Genomic DNA, 16,219 nt, shown 5'->3' with positions numbered 1-16,219 from the left:
TTCCTGGGGTCTCAGGGGCGCGCTACCGGGTGACGACGGCGAAGCCGCCGGGCTTGACCAGCACGATGCTGCGGCCCTGCACGTCACGCTGCTGCACGAGTCGGCCCTGCGCGTCGTACGACGAGGCCGACGACCGGGTGCCGCGCACGCCGACCGAGGCCGGCAGCGGCAGCCGCGAGGTCGACGACAACAGCTCGGTCGTCGTCGCCCGCCCGTCGGCCGCCGTGCCCGCGAGCACGAGTCGCTGCACGAGCGGCCGCACGATCAGGGCGTCGACCACGGTCGCGTTCCGTCCGGCGGTCACGGTGATCGTGGTCACTCCCGCACCGATCGGCACCGGCAGCGTCTGGGGCAGCAAGGCCCCGGAGGCGGCGGTCACGCCCTGCGCCCCGGCCTGCGTCGTCAGCGTCCCGAGGGGCACGCGTCCCGTCTTCCAGACCGACGTCGAACGCACTCCCTCGGCGACCAGCAGCACCGGCTCGACGTGCCGCAACCCGGAGCCCGCGGGCACCGTGATCGTCGCGCTCTGCCCGGGCTCGAGCCGCAAGGCCGAGCCGCCGCCGTACTGCGACTCGCCCGTCCACGCCGAGTCGGGCGTGACGACCGTGCCCGTCGTGGGCGCCGCCGTCTCGGCCTCGACCACCGTCAGGCCGTCACGCGAGGTGACGCTCGTCAGCCCCTGCGCCTCGGCCGAGACGTCGGGAGCACCGTCGAGGGCGATCATCGACAGCAGGCCGTGGATCGTGCTCTCGGCCCCGCTGTTGCGGTTCACCGTGCCGTCGGCCTGCACGCCGTCGAACGTCACGCCGGTGGCCGGGTCGTACACGGGGGTGCCCGAGCGGTTCGTGCCGAAGTACCAGCTCGCGGCGACGGCCGCGATCCGCTTCAGGCCCGGCGCACCCGCACCGGCGCCGGCCACGGCGAGCGCCGACTGCAGCCGCGAGTCGGCCCCGTAGGCGATCTGCGTCTGGTCGACGGGCGTCGGGTACCAGGCGTTGTCGGGCCCGCTCGCGCTGAGCAGCGTCGTCGTGAACGAGGTCTGGTCGAGCACGGCGGGCTTCAGCAGGTCGGGTCGGCCGAGCGTGGTCGACGCCCGGGCCAGGGCGACGGGCATCTGCGACGACCAGGCGTGCCACATCGAGCGGGACTTCGCCCAGGGCAGCACGGCTCCGTACGGCCAGGTCTGCCCGTCGCCGGACGACATCGCGGCGACGCCCTCGGCGAGCTGCGTCAGCGCGGTGCGCGAGGCCGCGTCACCCGGCACGACGGCCGAGTAGGCGGCCAGCCCGAGGACGGCCTCGGCCGAGGCGTCGGCACCGGAGCCGATCAGCCACGCGGGCACCTTCGCCCCGTCGGCCACGTCGTACTGCCCGTAGCGGGCGAGCGTCTCGCGGTTCAGCGCCGTCACACCGAGTTGCAGCCGCTGCTGCAGGAACGCGGCGAACTCGGGGTCGTCGTCGGCGAACGCGGCGTATCCCTCGCCGAACGCCCAGATGCTGCGGGCCAGCCAGTAGCTGTTGCCGCTGTCGGAGGGGTCGGGCAGCTCGACCGGCACCGGGCTGCGGTTGAAGGTGCCGTCGGGCTGCATCCAGAGCACGACGTTGCCGGCGTCCTCACCGGTGGTGGTCTGGAAGTACGCGGTCGCGCGCAGCAGCTCGTACGCCTTGTCCCGGCTCGCCTCCGAGCCGGTCTGCCGCCAGTCGCGCAGGTACACGACGGCCGTCCGCGAGACGTCGTCGCTGTTGTAGGCGCCCTGCCCCCAGTACCCGGTCGCGGGGTCGAGGGGGCCGCCGCCCACCCGGGCGAAGGTGCCACCGTCACGGGCGTCGGCGTAGGTCCACGGCACCGTGAGCGTCGGCTCGCTGCTCTGCCGGTAGGTCGAGTGGCCGGCCTCGGGCGCGGGCGTCGTCCGGTCGAGCAGGAAGTCCAGGTGCGCCAGGTTCGTCAGCGGCGCCACGGCCGGTGCGGCCGTCGGCGGGGCGGTCGGCGCGGTCGGCGCGGCCGTCCCGCTCGGCGCAGCCGCCGGACCAGGAGGCGCGGCGGCAGCCGGCAGCGCCCCCGTCACCCCCAGCACGGTCGCCAGGGCCGCCGCCAGTGCCGCGCCCGTCCATCGTGAGTTGCGTGCGATCATCGTCGACCGCCTCCTTCTTCTCAGTGATCCGTGGTCGCCGTCGGACCGTGCCCGACGTCGGTGTGTGAGGGAGCTCAGGCCCGGTCGAGGCGGGCGACGCCGATCTTCGAGTCGGCCATGCCGTAGAACACGTACGGGACGCCGTCGACCTGCTCGATCGCGGTGGGGAACACCACGTTCGGCACGATGCCGTCGCGTTCGTCGGCGGTCTCGGCCTCGAGCAGCGGCACCTCCGACCGGGTGACGACGCGCGACGGGTCGTCGGCGTCCAGGATGATGCCGCCCGCCGCGTAGTTCACGTTCTGCTGCTGGGCGAACGCGTCCTCGATCACCCCGGTGACGCCGTGGTGCAGCAGCAGCCAGCCCTCGGGCACGCGCAGCGGGGGCGGGCCGCCGCCGATCTTGAGCTCTTCGAAGGGGAACGCGGGGCCGGCGACGAACCGGTGCTGCCCCCAGCGCGCCAGCGCCCGCGGGTCGGCGGCGACCGCGTCGACCGGCACGTAGCTGATCCAGATCGAGTGCCGCCCGTCGGTGACGCCGGCCGGCAGTGGGCTGCCCTCGCCCGGCACCGTCGCCCCGATGTGCCACATCGGCCGGTGCAGGACGGCGTACGACAGCACGCCGTCCGGCGCGGTGACCGGCGACGGGAAGAACACGGTGTCCTTGTTGTGGAACAACCCGAGGTCGGTGTCGAGCTCGTCGACGTACTCGAAGGTGGCCGGCCCGAGTCGTCTCCAGTCGCGCAGGTCCCCGCTCACGGCGACCGCGGTGCGCGGCCCGAGCGGTCCGTAGGCGACGTAGGTCATCACGTGCAGCCCGAGCGCGTCGATCCACGTGACGCGCGGGTCCTCGACGCCGGCGTGGGTCGCGCCGCGTTCCCACCCGCGGTCGGGGGCGAGCACGACGCCCTCGCGGGTGACGCCCACGGGTACGCCGTCCTCGACGACGACCCGGGCCAGCCCGATCCGCGACACGTTGCCCGTGGCCACGAGCCGCGGCAGCAGGTAGAGCTCGCCGTCCGGCCCGCGACCCGAGCCGGGGTTGAGCACCCCCTCGGCCTCGTCGGGCGAGTCGGGGTCGGGGGTCATCACGACGCCCAGGCGGGTCAGTCGGTACGGGAAGTCAGCCATGGGAGGCCCTTTCGAGAGGCGGGAGGCGACGGAGGCGCGGTGCGAGGGGGGATCGCACCGCGCCTCCTGCGGTGGGGGCCGCCGGCACGGCGACCCGGTCTGGAGGTGGGGAGCCGAGGAGGCGCGGCGAACGGTGGTCGCGCACCGCGCCTCCTCGAGGCCGGGGGCGGTCGGTCAGCCCTTCACGCTCGAGCCGACGTCGGTCGAGATGAAGTAGCGCTGGAACACGATGAACAGCAGCACGACCGGTGCGGCCAGCACGACGGCGCCCGCGAGGGTCGCACCGAACGGGTTCGCCGCGGTCGCCGCCACGTTGCTGATGTAGTTCGCCAGCGACACGGCGAGCGGCTGCATCGACGCCTCCTTGGTGATGAGGAACGGCCAGAGGAACTCGTTCCACGGGCCGATGAAGGTCAGCAGCAGGGCCGTGACCAGCGCGGGTCGCACGAGCGGCAGCGCGATGTTCCACAGCAGCCGGAACTCACCGGTGCCGTCGATGCGTGCCGCCTCGAACAGCTCTTTCGGCAGCTGCAGGAAGTACTGCCGGAAGATGATCACCGCCGTCGAGTTGATCGCGAACGGCAGGATCATGCCGAGGTAGTTGTCACTCAGCCCGTAGTTGCGCGCGATGAGCACGTACAGCGGGATGATCAACAGCTGGAACGGCACCACCTGCACCAGCAGCGCCAACGCGAAGGTGACCCCGCGACCGCGCCACTGCAGCACGGCCAGCGCGTACCCGACCAGCACGCCGAACACGAGGGTGCAGGCGAGCACGCCGACCGTGAAGATGCCCGAGTTGAGCAGGCCGCTCAGCAGCCCGATGCGGCTGTCGATGGCGGCGTAGTTCTCGACCGTCAGGTTCGACGGGTGCGGGAACGCCCCGGCCACGGTCGGGTCGGGCTTGGTCTGCAGCGAGCCGATCACCATGTAGTAGAACGGGAACAGGAACGCCAGGGCGCCGAGGGCGAGCACGACGCCACGCAGCGTGGTCTGGGCCCGGGTCAGGGTCGGCTTCTTCGCGATCCGCCGGGGGCGGGCGGTGGTCTCGTCGGAGACGGTCACGTCAGTCCTCCTTTCCGCCGGCGAACCGGTTCTGCAGCAGGGCGATGACCAGCACGAGGATCACGAGCACGACGCCGATCGCGGCGGCCTGGTCGGGGTTCCCCTGCTCGATGCCCTTCTGGTACATCAGCAACACGGGCGAGGTCGACGCGCCGTTCGGCCCGCCTCCCCCGGTCAGCAGGTACGGCTCGGTGAAGAGGTTCGCCCCCGTGACGGTCGAGACGAGCAGCACGAGCACGGTGGCCGGCCGCACGCCCGGCACGGTGACCGTGAAGAACGACCGGATCGGGCCGGCACCGTCGCTCGAGGCCGCCTCGTACAGCTCTTTCGGGACGTTCTGCAGCGCCGCGAGGTACAGCAGGATGTAGAACCCGAGCTGCTTCCACGTGACGAACAGCGCGATCGAGGGCATGGCCCACGCCGAGTTGATCAGCCACGACGGGGTCGGTGCCAACGGTCCGAGCAGGTTGTTGACCAGACCGTCGCCGTTGAACAGGAAGAGCCAGACCGCGACGACGGCGACGCTCGCCGTCAGGTACGGCACGTAGAACGCCACCCGCAGGAAGCCCCGGAAGTGCGCGACCTTGTCGAGGGCGGTGGCGAGCACCATGCTCAGCACCACGGTCAGCGGCACGTTGATGACCAGGAAGACGCCGACGTTGCCGAAGGACCGGATCACGGCGGGGTCGGTGAACGCGGTGACGAAGTTCTCGAGGCCGACGAAGGGCCGCGCGACGACGGCACCGGGCGCCGTGAAGAAGTAGTCGTGGAACGCGATGTAGACCGCGTAGACCAACGGGTACGCGAACACCGCCAGCACGAACACCAGGTAGGGCGCGCTGAACAGCAGGCCGAGCGGGTGCTTGCCGAGCAGGCCGCCCCGCCGACGCCCGTGCGGGTCGTCACCTCGGCGACGGCCCGCCCGGTGCCCGGAGCCGGGACCCCCCGAGGAGGCGCGGTGCGCCTCCTCGGCTCGTCCGGCGGTCGGCGACGCTGCCGCCGCCTCGTGCACGGTGGACACGATCAGCCCTGAGCCGCGAGCTCGTCGATCTTGTCCGCAGCGTCCTTCAGCGACGACGCGACGTCACCCTTGCCGAAGATCACGCTGCTCGACCACGCGTCGCGGAACGCCTGCAGCTCGGCCACCGTGTTCGGGCCGGCCGGCACCTCGACGGTCCGGGCCGCCTGGTCGCCGAAGAGCGCGTACGAGGGGTTCGCGTCGAAGTAGTCGGCGTAGGTCGAGGCCAGGTCGGTGCGGATCGGCATCTGGCCCGTGGTCTCGAGCAGGGCGCGGTCCTGGTCGCTGCTGGTCGAGAACTTCAGGAAGTCCCACGCCGTGCCCTGGTTCTCGCAGGCCGTGTACATGCCGACGTTCTTCGCGTCGCTGAACGTGTAGGTCTCGTCGGCGCTCGTGCCGTCCTTGGTCGGGACGGGCACGGCACCCCAGTTGACGTCCTCGTACACGGAGACGGCCCACGGCCCGACGATCGACATCGCGGCCTCGCCGTCGGCGAACGAGTCGCCCGTGTACTGCTCCTGGCCGGCCAGTCCCTGCTCGTAGAGCGAGCGCCAGAAGGTCGCGACGTCCTCGCCGGCGGTGTCGGCGAAGGTCGCCTTGCCGTCCTCGACCAGGCCGGTGCCGCCGGTCTCGGCCGCGTAGAGCGGCATGAAGTCGAACTGCGACTGGAAGAACTCGCTCGTCGGCGCCGGGTGGATGGCGTATTTCGAAACGCCCGCGTCGACCAGGGTCTTCGACGTCGCGAGGAAGTCGTCGTAGGTCGACAGGTCGGGGTTCTCCGCATCGAGGCCGGCCTTGGTGAAGAGGTCCTTGTTGTAGAAGATCATCACCGGGTTCGACTTCCAGGGCAGCTGGTAGTACTTGCCGTCGGCGTCCTGGTACTGCTTCGCGAGGTCGCCGCTGCGCTCCTCGATGTAGCTCGCGCCGTCGTCGAAGCTCGACAGGTCGACCAGACCGCCCTGCTTCTGGAACTGCCCGACCGCGCTGGGGGCCGTGTTGTAGACCAGGCAGGGAGCGTTGCCGGCCGTGATGGCGGCGCCGATGACCTCTTCGCTGGACTTGCCGGCTGGGATCTCCTGCCCCTTGACCTGCTCGTCGGGGTGGTCGGCGTTCCAGGCCTCGACCATGGCCTTGCCCCAGGTGACCTCCTGCTCGTTGTTCGAGTACCAGATCGTGATGGGGCCCTTGGCGGTCAGGGCGTCGCTCGAGGCTCCGCCGCCGCCCGAGCAGGCGGTCAGGCCGAGGGCGGCGACCAGGACGGTCGCGCCGAGGGTGGCACGGCGGGTGAAGCGTGTGCGTCGTTGCACGGTGTTCTCCTTGGGTGGGGTGGTGCTGCGGGTGTGACTAGGGGGTCGTGTGAGGTGCGGGGGTGTGCGGGTCGGCGGGGTCGGCGCGGGCTGCGTCGGCGCGGTAGAAGTACAGGTCGCGGTGACCGGCAGGGGCGTCCCAGCCCTGGGCGAAGGTCCAGCGGCCGCCGATCTCCTGCAGGCCGCCCCAGCTGAGCGAGCCGCCCGGTGTCAGGGCGAGCTGGTCGACCGGGCGGTCGACGTCGTACAGCGCCTGGCTCGCCGCGAAGACCCCGTCGACGTCGTGGAAGACGTCCAGCACGAGGTGGCCGTCGCCCGTGACGATCGCGGCGGCGACCTCGTGCAGGTGGCCGCCGACGCCCGACAGGTCGAGGTACGGCACGGGCTCGAAGGTCCAGTGCCGAAGGTCGTCCGAGCGGCCGACGTGCAGCACCCCGTCGAACCCCTCGCTGACGAACATGAGGTAGTCGCCGGCGTCGTCGTCGCCGGTGCCGCCGAGGCGGACGGCGTTCCCGTGCTCGTCGCGTGGGATCACGGCGCCCTTGGCCCACAGGCGCGTCTGCTCGTGGTCCGCGATCGGCCCGAGCTTCTGCCAGGTCACGAGGTCGTCGCTGACGGCGACCAGCATGTCGATGCCGACCGCCTGGACGGGGTACCCGGAGCTCGGGTGCGCGACCCGCGCCTCCTCGGTGATCGGGAAGACGCCGTTGTAGAACATCCAGAAGCGGCCTTCGGCCCGGTAGACCTTGGGGTCCTCGGTGCCGAACAGCTCGTCGTCGAGGGTGGGACGGACCACCGGGTTGGCCGGGTCGTCGACCCAGGTGGCGCCGGGGGCGGGCCCGCCCTCGGGCGTGAGCGCGAGGGTGGCGTGGCCGATGCGGCTGCCGAGGCTCTCCTTGCGGGGCGAGGCCCGGTAGAAGAGGTGCAGGGTGCCCTCGTGCTCGATCAGGCTGGGGTTGTAGAGGGACTCGCTCGTCCAGCCCAGGCCGTCGGGGTCGGGCCACTGGCCGTCGAGCGTGAAGGTGAACGCCGGGTCGACGGCGAAGGGGCCGACCGCCCAGTCGGGCCGGGCCGGCTCGTACGCGACGGGGCTGGAGAAGGTCAGCTGCGAGAGGGCGCCGGTCAGCTCGTTGCGGTGGACGAGGGCCTCGTCGAGCACCGTCCGGAGGCGCGCCCGGGTCAGCGGGACGAGGTACGGCTTCGAGGCGGCGCGGGCCGCGTCGGCGTCGGCCGTCGTCGCGTCCGCCGTCGTCGCGTCGGCTGTCGTCGTCATCGGGGCTCCCACGTCGTCGTGTGCGGTCTCGCTCGCGTACCGAAACGTTTCGGTAGATCGAGAAGCTAGCACGCTGACGGTCCGACCGGAACCCCCTGCGACCTCACCCCCCTGGCCGGCCGCAGCCCGGGGTCAACGGGCGGCGGGGCCCGTCGACACCCGGACCAGCAGCCGCGCGGGCTGGATCTCGGCGTCGGTGACGGTCTCGCCTTCGACGGCCGAGAGCAGGAGGCGCGCCGCCTCGGCCCCGATCAGCCGCGGAGCCGTCGTCAGCGTGGTCAGCCCGGGGCGCACGTACGACCCGAGCTCGATGCCGTCGAACCCGGCCACGCTGACGTCGCCGGGGACGCGGACCCCGAGCCGGTCGAGTTCGGTCATGAACCCGATCGCGGCCAGGTCGTTGGCGCAGAAGACGGCGGTGGGCCGGCCGTCGACCGGTGCGTCCGGGCCGAACAGGCGAGCCGCGGCCCGGGCTCCCCCGTCGTAGGTGAAGTCGGCCTCGACGGCGACCCCGGGGTCGTGTCCGGCCACCCCGAGGGCGTCCCGCCAGGCGGCTCCGCGGCGCCGTGAGTGCACGAAGCGACCAGGTCCGGCGACGTGCGCGAACCGTCGGTGCCCGAGCGACACGAGGTGCTCGACGAGCTCGCCGATGCCGGCCGAGTCGTCCTGCCGCACGGCCGGCAGGGGGAAGTCGCCGGCGGGGTTGACCCCGACCGCGGGCAGGTCGAGCTCGCGGACCAGGTCGACGCGCGGGTCGTCCACCGTCAGCTCGTTCAGGACGACGCCGTCGACCCGGCGCCCGGCCGCGAGCCGCCGGTAGCGGTCGAGCGGCTCGTCCGCCGCCGACCCCATCTGCAGGATGAGCGCGTACCCGCGCGGGTCGAGCACCGATTCGAGCCCGCCGATGAAGCTGCCGAAGAACGGGTCGGACTCGAGCACGAACGGGTCGCGGTGCACGACGAGCCCGACGGTGAAGGCCCGCTTGGCACTGAGGCTGCGCCCCCGGACGCTGGGCACGAAACCGAGGTCGTCGGCGGCCTGGCGGATGCGCGCGCGGGTCTGCTCCGAGACGCCGGGGCGACCGTTGAGGGCACTGCTGACCGAGCTGATCGCGACGCCGGCCCGGGCCGCGACCTCGACGATGGTGACCCGCTCTGCCACGCCGCGCCTCCTCGTCCTCGCCTTGTCCGCTACCCCGGTGCGCCCGCCGCGCCCCCACGATGCTACTGACCCGCCGTGGCCGCCACCCTCGCGTGGGCCGCCCGGCCCTAGGGTCGGGGCATGCTCATCGTCTCGCTCGTCGCGGCCTCGCTCGCCGCCCTGCTGCACGTCTACATCTTCGTGATGGAGTCCTTCCTCTGGACCACCCCGCGGGTCCGCGCCACCTTCGGCATCACCGACGACGCGCAGGCCGAGCACACGAAGCCGCTCGCCTACAACCAGGGCTTCTACAACCTGTTCCTCGCGATCGTCACGATCGTGGGCGTCGTCCTCGTCCTCGGAGGGGCAGGAGGCGCGGGCAGCGCGTACGAGGCATCAGCCGCGGGCACCGCCCTGCTGGTCGCGGGCACGGGGTCGATGCTCGCCGCCGCGCTCGTGCTGCTCTTCTCCGACCGGACCAAGGCCCGGGCCGCGATCACGCAGGGAGCCCTCCCGCTCATCGCCCTCGTCACCCTGCTCGTCTCGTCGTACTGACCTGCCCGCCCGCCCCCGTCGGCCGCACTACCCTGGGCGGGTGACCGACGTGACCGACGCCACCCGCGCCTCCTCCGCTCCCGCCGCCCCGACGACGCACTGGACGCTGACGCTCGTCTGCCAGGACCGGCCCGGCATCGTCCACGCGATCAGCGGCGCCGTGGTGCAGGCCGGCGGCAACATCACCGAGTCGGCGCAGTTCTCGAGCCACGACACGGGCACGTTCTTCATGCGGCTGCAGGTCGAGGCCCCCGGCGAGCGCGACGCGTTCGAGGCCGCGCTGGCGCCCGTGCTCGCGCACTACGACGTGCAGGCGAAGCTCGACGTCGTCGGTCGCCCGACCCGCACGCTCGTCCTGGCGAGCAAGGCGGCGCACTGCGTCAACGACCTGCTGTTCCGGCAGCGCGCCGGCCAGCTGCCGATCGAGGTGCCGCTGATCCTGGCGAACCACGACGACCTGTCGGGGCTGGCCGAGTTCTACGGCAAGCGGTTCGAGCACCACCCCGTCACCGACCCCGAGTCGAAGGCGGCGTTCGAGGCCCGCGTGCTGCAGGTCGTCGACCGGTACGACATCGAGCTCGTCGTGCTGGCGCGGTACATGCAGATCCTCAGCCCCGAACTCTGTGCGGCGCTCGAGGGGCGGGCGATCAACATCCACCACTCGTTCCTGCCCGGGTTCAAAGGGGCGAACCCGTACCGCCAGGCGCACGCCCGCGGCGTGAAGCTGATCGGCGCGACAGCGCACTTCGTCACGAGCGACCTCGACGAGGGGCCGATCATCGAGCAGAACGTCGTCCGCGTCGACCACACCCGCAGCGCCCCCGAACTGATGGCGATCGGCCAGGACGAAGAGAGCCGCACCCTGACCCAGGCCGTCCGCTGGTTCGCCGAGGACCGCGTGCTGCTCGACGGCGCCCGCACCATCGTCTTCCGCTAGCCCGGCGCGGGCACACCGGCCGTACGCTGGCCGTGTGACTCCGACCGACCCCGCCCCCTCCCCCGCCCCGTCCCGCGGCGGCCCGGTCGACGCCCTCGACGTGGTGCGGTTCGTCACGCTGATCCTCGCCTTCCTGAGCCTCGGCTTCTGGGGCTACCTCGCCTGGCCGTTCCCGTTCCCGTCGCTGGCGTTCATGATCGGGGCGCCCCTGTTCGCCATCGTCGTGTGGGGCCTCTTCCGCTCACCGCGCGCACCGATCGCGACCGACGCCGTCGGCAAGGCCCTGGTCGAGATCGCGATCATGGGTGCCGTGGTCGCGGCCTGGGCCATGCTCGGCTACCCGGTCGTCGCCGTGGCGTTCGCCGTCCTGGCCGGCGTCACGGGCGTCCTGGCCTTCCGTCGTGAGAACCGCCGGGGGGCCCGCCGATGACCACCACGCTGTTCACGAACGCCCGCAAGGTCGACGCCGACGGCGAGGTCGACGGCTTCTGGATGCTCGTCGACGGCGACGTCGTCGTCGCCACCGGTGCCACGGTGCCGGGGTCGCGCGCGGCGGCCGAGGTGACGGGCGGGGTCGACGCGACCCGCGCCTCCTCGGCGCCGTCGGGTGCACCCGACGACCCGACCGCAGGAGGCGCGGTGCCGCCCCCGGCGGACGTCACGGTCGACCTCGCGGGTGCCACGCTCACCCCGGGGCTGATCGACCTGCACACGCATGGCGGCGGCGGGCACGCCTTCGACGGCGGGCCGGACGACCTCGACGCCGGTCTCGCCCTGCACCGCCGGCACGGCACGACCCGCTCGTTGATCAGCCTCGTCGCGAACCCGGTGCCCGTGCTGTCCCGGTCGCTCGGGCTGGTGGGCGACCTCATGCGGCGCGACCCGCTCGTGCTCGGGGCACATCTCGAAGGGCCGTTCCTGGCTCCCGACCGGCGGGGAGCCCACGCCCCGCACTTCCTGCTCGAACCCGACGCCGCCACGGTCGAGAGCCTGCTCGAGGCCGGCGACGGCATCGTGCGGCAGGTCACCCTCGCCCCCGAGCTGCCCGGCGGACTCGACGCGATCGACCGCCTCGTCAGCTCGGGCGTGGTCGCCGCCGTCGGGCACACCGAGGCCGACTTCGACCTGGCGCGCGCGGCGTTCGACCGGGGCGCGAGCCTCGTGACCCACGCGTTCAACGCCATGGCCGGCATCCACCACCGCGACCCGGGGCCGCTCGTCGCCGCGGTCGGCGACGAGCGCGTGACGATCGAGCTGATCCTCGACGGGGTGCACGTGCACCCGGCCGTGGCCGACCTCGTGCTGCGGTCCGCTCCGCGGCGGGTCGCGCTGATCACCGACGCCATGGCCGCCGCCGGAGCCGCCGACGGCGACTACCGCATCGGCGAACTCGCCGTGACGGTCGAGCACGGCGTCGCCACGCTCACCGGCACGTCGACGATCGCCGGCTCGACCCTGACGCAGGACGCCGCCCTGCGCATCGCGGTGCTGCAGACGGGGCTCGCGGACGTCGACGCCGTCGCGGCGCTGACGCTCGTCCCGGCCCGCGTGCTCGGCCTCGACGCCGGAGGCCGACGAGCGGGCGCGCGCGCAGCGCAGGTCGGCGAGGCCAGGCCGCCGCTCGGCCGGCTGGCCCCCGGGCACGCCGCCGACGCCGTCGCGTGGCACGACGACTGGACGGTCGCCCGGGTCTGGGCCGCCGGCCGCGAACTGCCCGTCGGCTGACCTCCGGCACCGCCCCTCACGCCACCGCGCCGTGGGCCGTGGGGCTCGTCGAGCGCCCTACCCCTTCAGGTCGGGGAAGTCCGCGTCGCGCCACTCGGCCGCAGCCCGCTCGCCCGACCGGGCCAGCGCCTCCTCGCGGTCTCGCAGCTCGACGCGGCGGATCTTGCCCGAGATCGTCTTCGGCAGCTCGGCGAACTCGACCCGCCGCACCCGCTCGTAGGCGGGCAGCGACACCCGGGCGTGCGCCAGGACGGCCCGGGCGGTCTCGGCGTCGGGTGCCCACCCCTCGGCCAGGGTCACGTACGCCTTGACGATGTTCAGCCGGGTGTCGTCGGGCGCCGGCACGACCGCGGACTCGGCGACGGCCGGGTGCTCGATCAGCATGCTCTCGACCTCGAACGGCGAGACCTTGTAGTCCGACGACTTGAAGACGTCGTCGGTGCGGCCGACGAACGTGATCATGCCCTCGGAGTCGCGCACGGCCACGTCTCCGGTGTGGAACAACCCGTCGCGCATCGACGACTCGGTGCGGGCGGCGTCGCCGAGGTAGCCGGTCATCAGGTTGACGGGCCGCGTGGTGAGGTCGAGGCAGACCTCGCCCTCGTCACCGACGACGCCCGTGACGGGGTCGACCAGCACGACCTCGACGCCGGGCAGGGCGCGCCCCATCGAGCCGGCCTTGATCGAGCCGCCGGGCGCGTTCGCGACGATGGCGGTCGTCTCGGTCTGCCCGTACCCGTCGCGGATGTCGAGACCCCAGCCCTGCTGCACCCGCCCGATCACCTCGGGGTTGAGCGGCTCGCCGGCCGACAGCGCCTCGCGGAGGGCGCTCGGTCGCGAGCCCAGCGACGACTGGATCAGCATGCGCCACACGGTGGGCGGTGCACAGAACGAGGTCACCCGGGCGCGCTCGAGCTGGTCCCGGAGCTCGGCCGGCCGGAAGCGCCCGTAGTTGTAGACGAACACGGTGGCCTCGGCGGTCCACGGCGCGAAGAAGCAGCTCCAGGCGTGCTTGCCCCAGCCCGGCGACGAGATCGTCATGTGCACGTCGCCCGGCTGCACGCCGAGCCAGTAGGTCGTGGTCAGGTGCCCGACCGGGTACGAGGCGTGCGAGTGCACGACCATCTTCGGCTTGCTCGTCGTGCCCGACGTGAAGTAGACGAGGCAGGCGTCCTCGGTCGCGGTCGCGACGTCGGGACGAGTCCAGGAGGCCCGGTGCGAATCCCCGAAGGACGTCCAGCCCGCGGGGGCCCCGTCGCCCTCGGGGACGACGGCGATCCGCGTGACGGCCTCGACCCCCTCCACCCCGGCGAACGCGGGGGCGTCGGACGCGTTGGCGATCACGTGCCGGACGAGCCCGCGGTCGATGCGGTCCGCGAGGTCGGCGCTGCCGAGCACGGTCGACGTCGGCAGGATGACCGCGCCCACCTTCATCACGGCGAGCATGGCCTCCCACAGCTCGACCTGGTTGCCGAGCATCAGCATGACGTGGTCGCCCGTCGCGACGCCGAGGCCGTGCAGCCAGGCGGCGACCTGGTCGCTGCGGCGGCGCATGGCGTCGAACGACACCCTCTGCTCGGAGCCGTCCTCCTCGACGATCCACAACGCTGTGCGGTCGTTGTCGCGGGCGACCACGTCGAACCAGTCGGTCGCCCAGTTGAAGCGGTCGCCGACGTCCGGCCAGCGGAACTCGTCGCTCGCCCGGTCCAGGTCGTGCCCGAACCCCAGCAGGTGGTCGCGGGCAGCGCGGTAGGCGGCGGTGGCCGGGGCCTCGGCGGGTGCAGGTGCCTCGGAGGATGCAGCGGGCGTGTCGGCGGGTGCGGGTGCGTCGGACATCCCGCCATCATGCACCCCCACCCATGCCGGGCCCGGCATGCGGGAGGGCCGCTCGCCTAGGGTCGTTACATGACGAACGACGCGACCCGCGCCTCCTCATCCGCAGCCACGTCCGCACGCTCGCGGCCCGCCCTCGAGATCGCGGTGACGAGCGCCGCCGGAGCCGTCACGGCCCGGGACGGCGGAGCCGACCGCGTCGAACTGTGCAGCGCCCTCGAGCTCGGGGGCGTCACCCCGTCGCAGGGGCTGGTCGAGGCGACCGTCGCTACGGGCGTGCCCGTGCACGCGCTGGTGCGGTGCCGGCCCGGCGGCTTCGTGTACGACGCGGACGAGCTCGACGTGATGGTGCGCGAGATCCGGGCGCTCGTGCGGTCGGGCGTGGCCGGCGTCGTCGTGGGTGCGCTGCGCGAGGACGGCTCGCTCGACGTCGACGCCCTCCGCTGGTTCGTCGAGGCCGCGCTCGACGCCGCCGCACATCAGCCGCGCACGACACCCCAGGAATCCGCCGAGACCCCAGCTCGCGCCCCGGGGTCTCGGCGAGTTCCCGGGGTCTCACCGCTCGAGCCGCGCCCGCTGGAGATCACCGTGCACCGGGCCGTGGACCGCGCGGCGGACCCGGTCGCGGCGGTGGCGGCCCTCGTGGGGCTGGGCGTCACGCGCGTGCTGACGTCGGGCGGGGCGTCCCGGGTCGGGGCGGGTCTGGCGTCGGGGGTGCTGCCCCACATGATCGAGGTCGCCGGCGACGTGCAGGTGATGGCCGGGGGCGGGGTGCAGCTCGGCGACGTCCCGGCACTCGTGGCCGCGGGGGTCGACGCCGTACACCTGTCGGCGAAGCGGGCACAGGCCGTGCGCGCCTCCTCGTCCCGGTCGGGGACGACCGTGTCGCTCGGCACCGAGGCGTCCACCGACTCGTGGTTCGAGACCGACCCCGAGCTGGTCCGCTCCGCCCGTCACGCCCTCGACCAGGCCTGAGGCCGCGGCCGACCGCGACACCGCCGCGCACCGGCGACGCGACCCGTCCCGGTGTCCCGACCCGCGCCTCCCGACCCGCGCCTCCTGCCCGCCCCGGCCGACCTCGACGACCGCCGCCGGTCGCGGGGGTGCACAGTGGAGCGATGACATCGACGTCCCTCCTCGTGATCGGCGGCACCGGGCAGATCAGCGCCTCGGTCGTGCGACAGGCCCTGCGCGACGGCCTGGCCGTGACCGTGCTGAACCGCGGCAGCACCACCATCCGCCCCGTGCCCGCGGGTGTCGAGCAGCTCGTCGCCGACGTCCGGGACGAGGAGGCGCTGGTCGCCGCCCTGAACGGACGTCGCTTCGACTCGGTGGCCGACTTCCTGACCTTCACGCCCGACCAGCTCGCGTCGATGCTGCGGGTCGTGGCGCCGCTCACCGATCAGTACGTGTTCATCGGCTCGGCCTCGGCGTACCAGAAGCCCCCGGTGTCGTTGCCGATCACCGAGGCGACGCCGCTGTTCAACCCGTGGTGGTCGTACTCGCGCGACAAGATCGCCTGCGAACGCCTGCTGCGCGACGAGCACCTCGCCGGGCGGGTGCAGGCGACGGTCGTGCGCCCCTCGCACACCTACGACGAGACGGCCGTGCCGTTGCTCGGCGGCTGGACCACGATCGAGCGCATGCGACGTGGCGACCCGGTCGTGCTGCACGGCGACGGCACCTCGCTCTGGGCGCTGACCCACTCGGCCGACTTCGCCCGCGCCTTCGTCGGGTTGCTCGGGCACCCCGGAGCCCTGGGCGAGGCCTTCCACATCATGTCGCCCGAGCTGCTCACCTGGAACATGATCGCCCGCGACCTCGCCGACGCCGCGGGGGCGTCGCTGCACGTCGTCCACCGCACGACGCAGGTGCTGACCGACGAGGTGCCCGAGTGGACGGCCGACCTGTGCGGTGACCGCAGCCACCCGGCCGTGTTCGACACGTCGAAGATCCGCGCGTTGGTGCCCGGTTGGGAGGCGCGGGTCCCCTTCGCCGAGGGAGCCCGCCACATCGTCGCCTGGCACGACGCCGACGCCTCACGCCGCACGGTCGACCCCTGGGTCGACGACGCCTACGAGCGGCTCGTCGCGCTGTAGCCCGGG

14 protein-coding genes are annotated in these 16,219 nt (G+C 73.0%); 6 read left to right on the top strand and 8 right to left on the bottom strand.

Features of this window, described 5'->3' with window-relative positions; translation table 11 throughout:
- Positions 1–22: 22 nt before the first annotated feature.
- From AC1MBW_RS09115 to AC1MBW_RS09085, 7 genes are all read right to left on the bottom strand, one after another.
- On the bottom strand, positions 23–2,131 hold the full coding sequence (locus AC1MBW_RS09115; RefSeq protein WP_480024250.1) for a hypothetical protein: 2,109 nt from the start codon (positions 2,129–2,131) through the stop codon (positions 23–25).
- Positions 2,132–2,205: 74 nt separating this feature from the next.
- The gene (locus tag AC1MBW_RS09110) at positions 2,206–3,261 is read right to left on the bottom strand and encodes a glycoside hydrolase family 130 protein (protein WP_480024249.1); all 1,056 of its coding nucleotides are present in this window, start codon (positions 3,259–3,261) and stop codon (positions 2,206–2,208) included.
- Between the two features lie 174 nt (positions 3,262–3,435).
- Entirely contained in the window at positions 3,436–4,269 is an 834-nt protein-coding gene (locus AC1MBW_RS09105) for a carbohydrate ABC transporter permease (protein ID WP_054147117.1), read from the bottom strand.
- A 58-nt stretch (positions 4,270–4,327) separates the two neighbouring features.
- Positions 4,328–5,200 (bottom strand): carbohydrate ABC transporter permease, encoded by an 873-nt coding sequence (locus tag AC1MBW_RS09100; RefSeq protein ID WP_152970376.1) that lies wholly within the window; start codon positions 5,198–5,200, stop codon positions 4,328–4,330.
- Positions 5,201–5,349: 149 nt separating this feature from the next.
- The gene (locus AC1MBW_RS09095; RefSeq protein ID WP_480024248.1) at positions 5,350–6,651 is read right to left on the bottom strand and encodes an ABC transporter substrate-binding protein; all 1,302 of its coding nucleotides are present in this window, start codon (positions 6,649–6,651) and stop codon (positions 5,350–5,352) included.
- 37 nt (positions 6,652–6,688) lie between these two features.
- Entirely contained in the window at positions 6,689–7,924 is a 1,236-nt protein-coding gene (locus AC1MBW_RS09090; protein WP_480024247.1) for a glycoside hydrolase family protein, read from the bottom strand.
- 132 nt (positions 7,925–8,056) lie between these two features.
- Positions 8,057–9,085 carry a LacI family DNA-binding transcriptional regulator gene (locus AC1MBW_RS09085; RefSeq protein ID WP_480024246.1) on the bottom strand — a complete coding sequence of 343 codons (1,029 nt, stop codon included), beginning with the start codon at positions 9,083–9,085 and terminating at the stop codon, positions 8,057–8,059.
- Positions 9,086–9,205: 120 nt separating this feature from the next.
- Here AC1MBW_RS09085 and AC1MBW_RS09080 point away from each other — a divergent pair, with 120 nt between their 5' ends.
- Genes AC1MBW_RS09080 through AC1MBW_RS09065 form a run of 4 tightly spaced genes read left to right on the top strand, consistent with a single transcriptional unit; the run spans position 9,206 to position 12,281 of the window.
- Positions 9,206–9,619 (top strand): DUF1304 domain-containing protein, encoded by a 414-nt coding sequence (locus AC1MBW_RS09080; RefSeq protein WP_480024245.1) that lies wholly within the window; start codon positions 9,206–9,208, stop codon positions 9,617–9,619.
- A gap of 40 nt (positions 9,620–9,659) precedes the next feature.
- Complete coding sequence (gene purU / locus AC1MBW_RS09075; RefSeq protein ID WP_480024244.1) at positions 9,660–10,556, top strand: formyltetrahydrofolate deformylase; 897 nt, start codon at positions 9,660–9,662, stop codon at positions 10,554–10,556.
- 34 nt (positions 10,557–10,590) lie between these two features.
- Positions 10,591–10,986, top strand: a complete 396-nt coding sequence (locus AC1MBW_RS09070) for a YrdB family protein (RefSeq protein ID WP_480024243.1) — start codon at positions 10,591–10,593, stop codon at positions 10,984–10,986.
- Positions 10,983–12,281 carry an N-acetylglucosamine-6-phosphate deacetylase gene (locus tag AC1MBW_RS09065; protein ID WP_480024242.1) on the top strand — a complete coding sequence of 433 codons (1,299 nt, stop codon included), beginning with the start codon at positions 10,983–10,985 and terminating at the stop codon, positions 12,279–12,281. Before AC1MBW_RS09070 ends, AC1MBW_RS09065 begins: the two co-directional genes overlap by 4 nt.
- A 57-nt stretch (positions 12,282–12,338) precedes the next feature.
- Here the strand turns inward: AC1MBW_RS09065 and AC1MBW_RS09060 are convergent, their stop codons facing one another.
- Positions 12,339–14,117, bottom strand: a complete 1,779-nt coding sequence (locus AC1MBW_RS09060) for an AMP-binding protein (protein ID WP_480024241.1) — start codon at positions 14,115–14,117, stop codon at positions 12,339–12,341.
- A 69-nt stretch (positions 14,118–14,186) separates the two neighbouring features.
- On the opposite strand from AC1MBW_RS09060, the gene AC1MBW_RS09055 reads away from it, so the two are divergent.
- Entirely contained in the window at positions 14,187–15,089 is a 903-nt protein-coding gene (locus AC1MBW_RS09055; RefSeq protein ID WP_480024240.1) for a copper homeostasis protein CutC, read from the top strand.
- Positions 15,090–15,232: 143 nt separating this feature from the next.
- Entirely contained in the window at positions 15,233–16,213 is a 981-nt protein-coding gene (locus AC1MBW_RS09050) for an NAD-dependent epimerase/dehydratase family protein (protein ID WP_480024239.1), read from the top strand.
- Positions 16,214–16,219: the final 6 nt, after the last annotated feature.

Source organism: Frigoribacterium sp. AP1, assembly GCF_056680555.1.
This window is presented reverse-complemented; position numbering and strand designations above follow the sequence as displayed.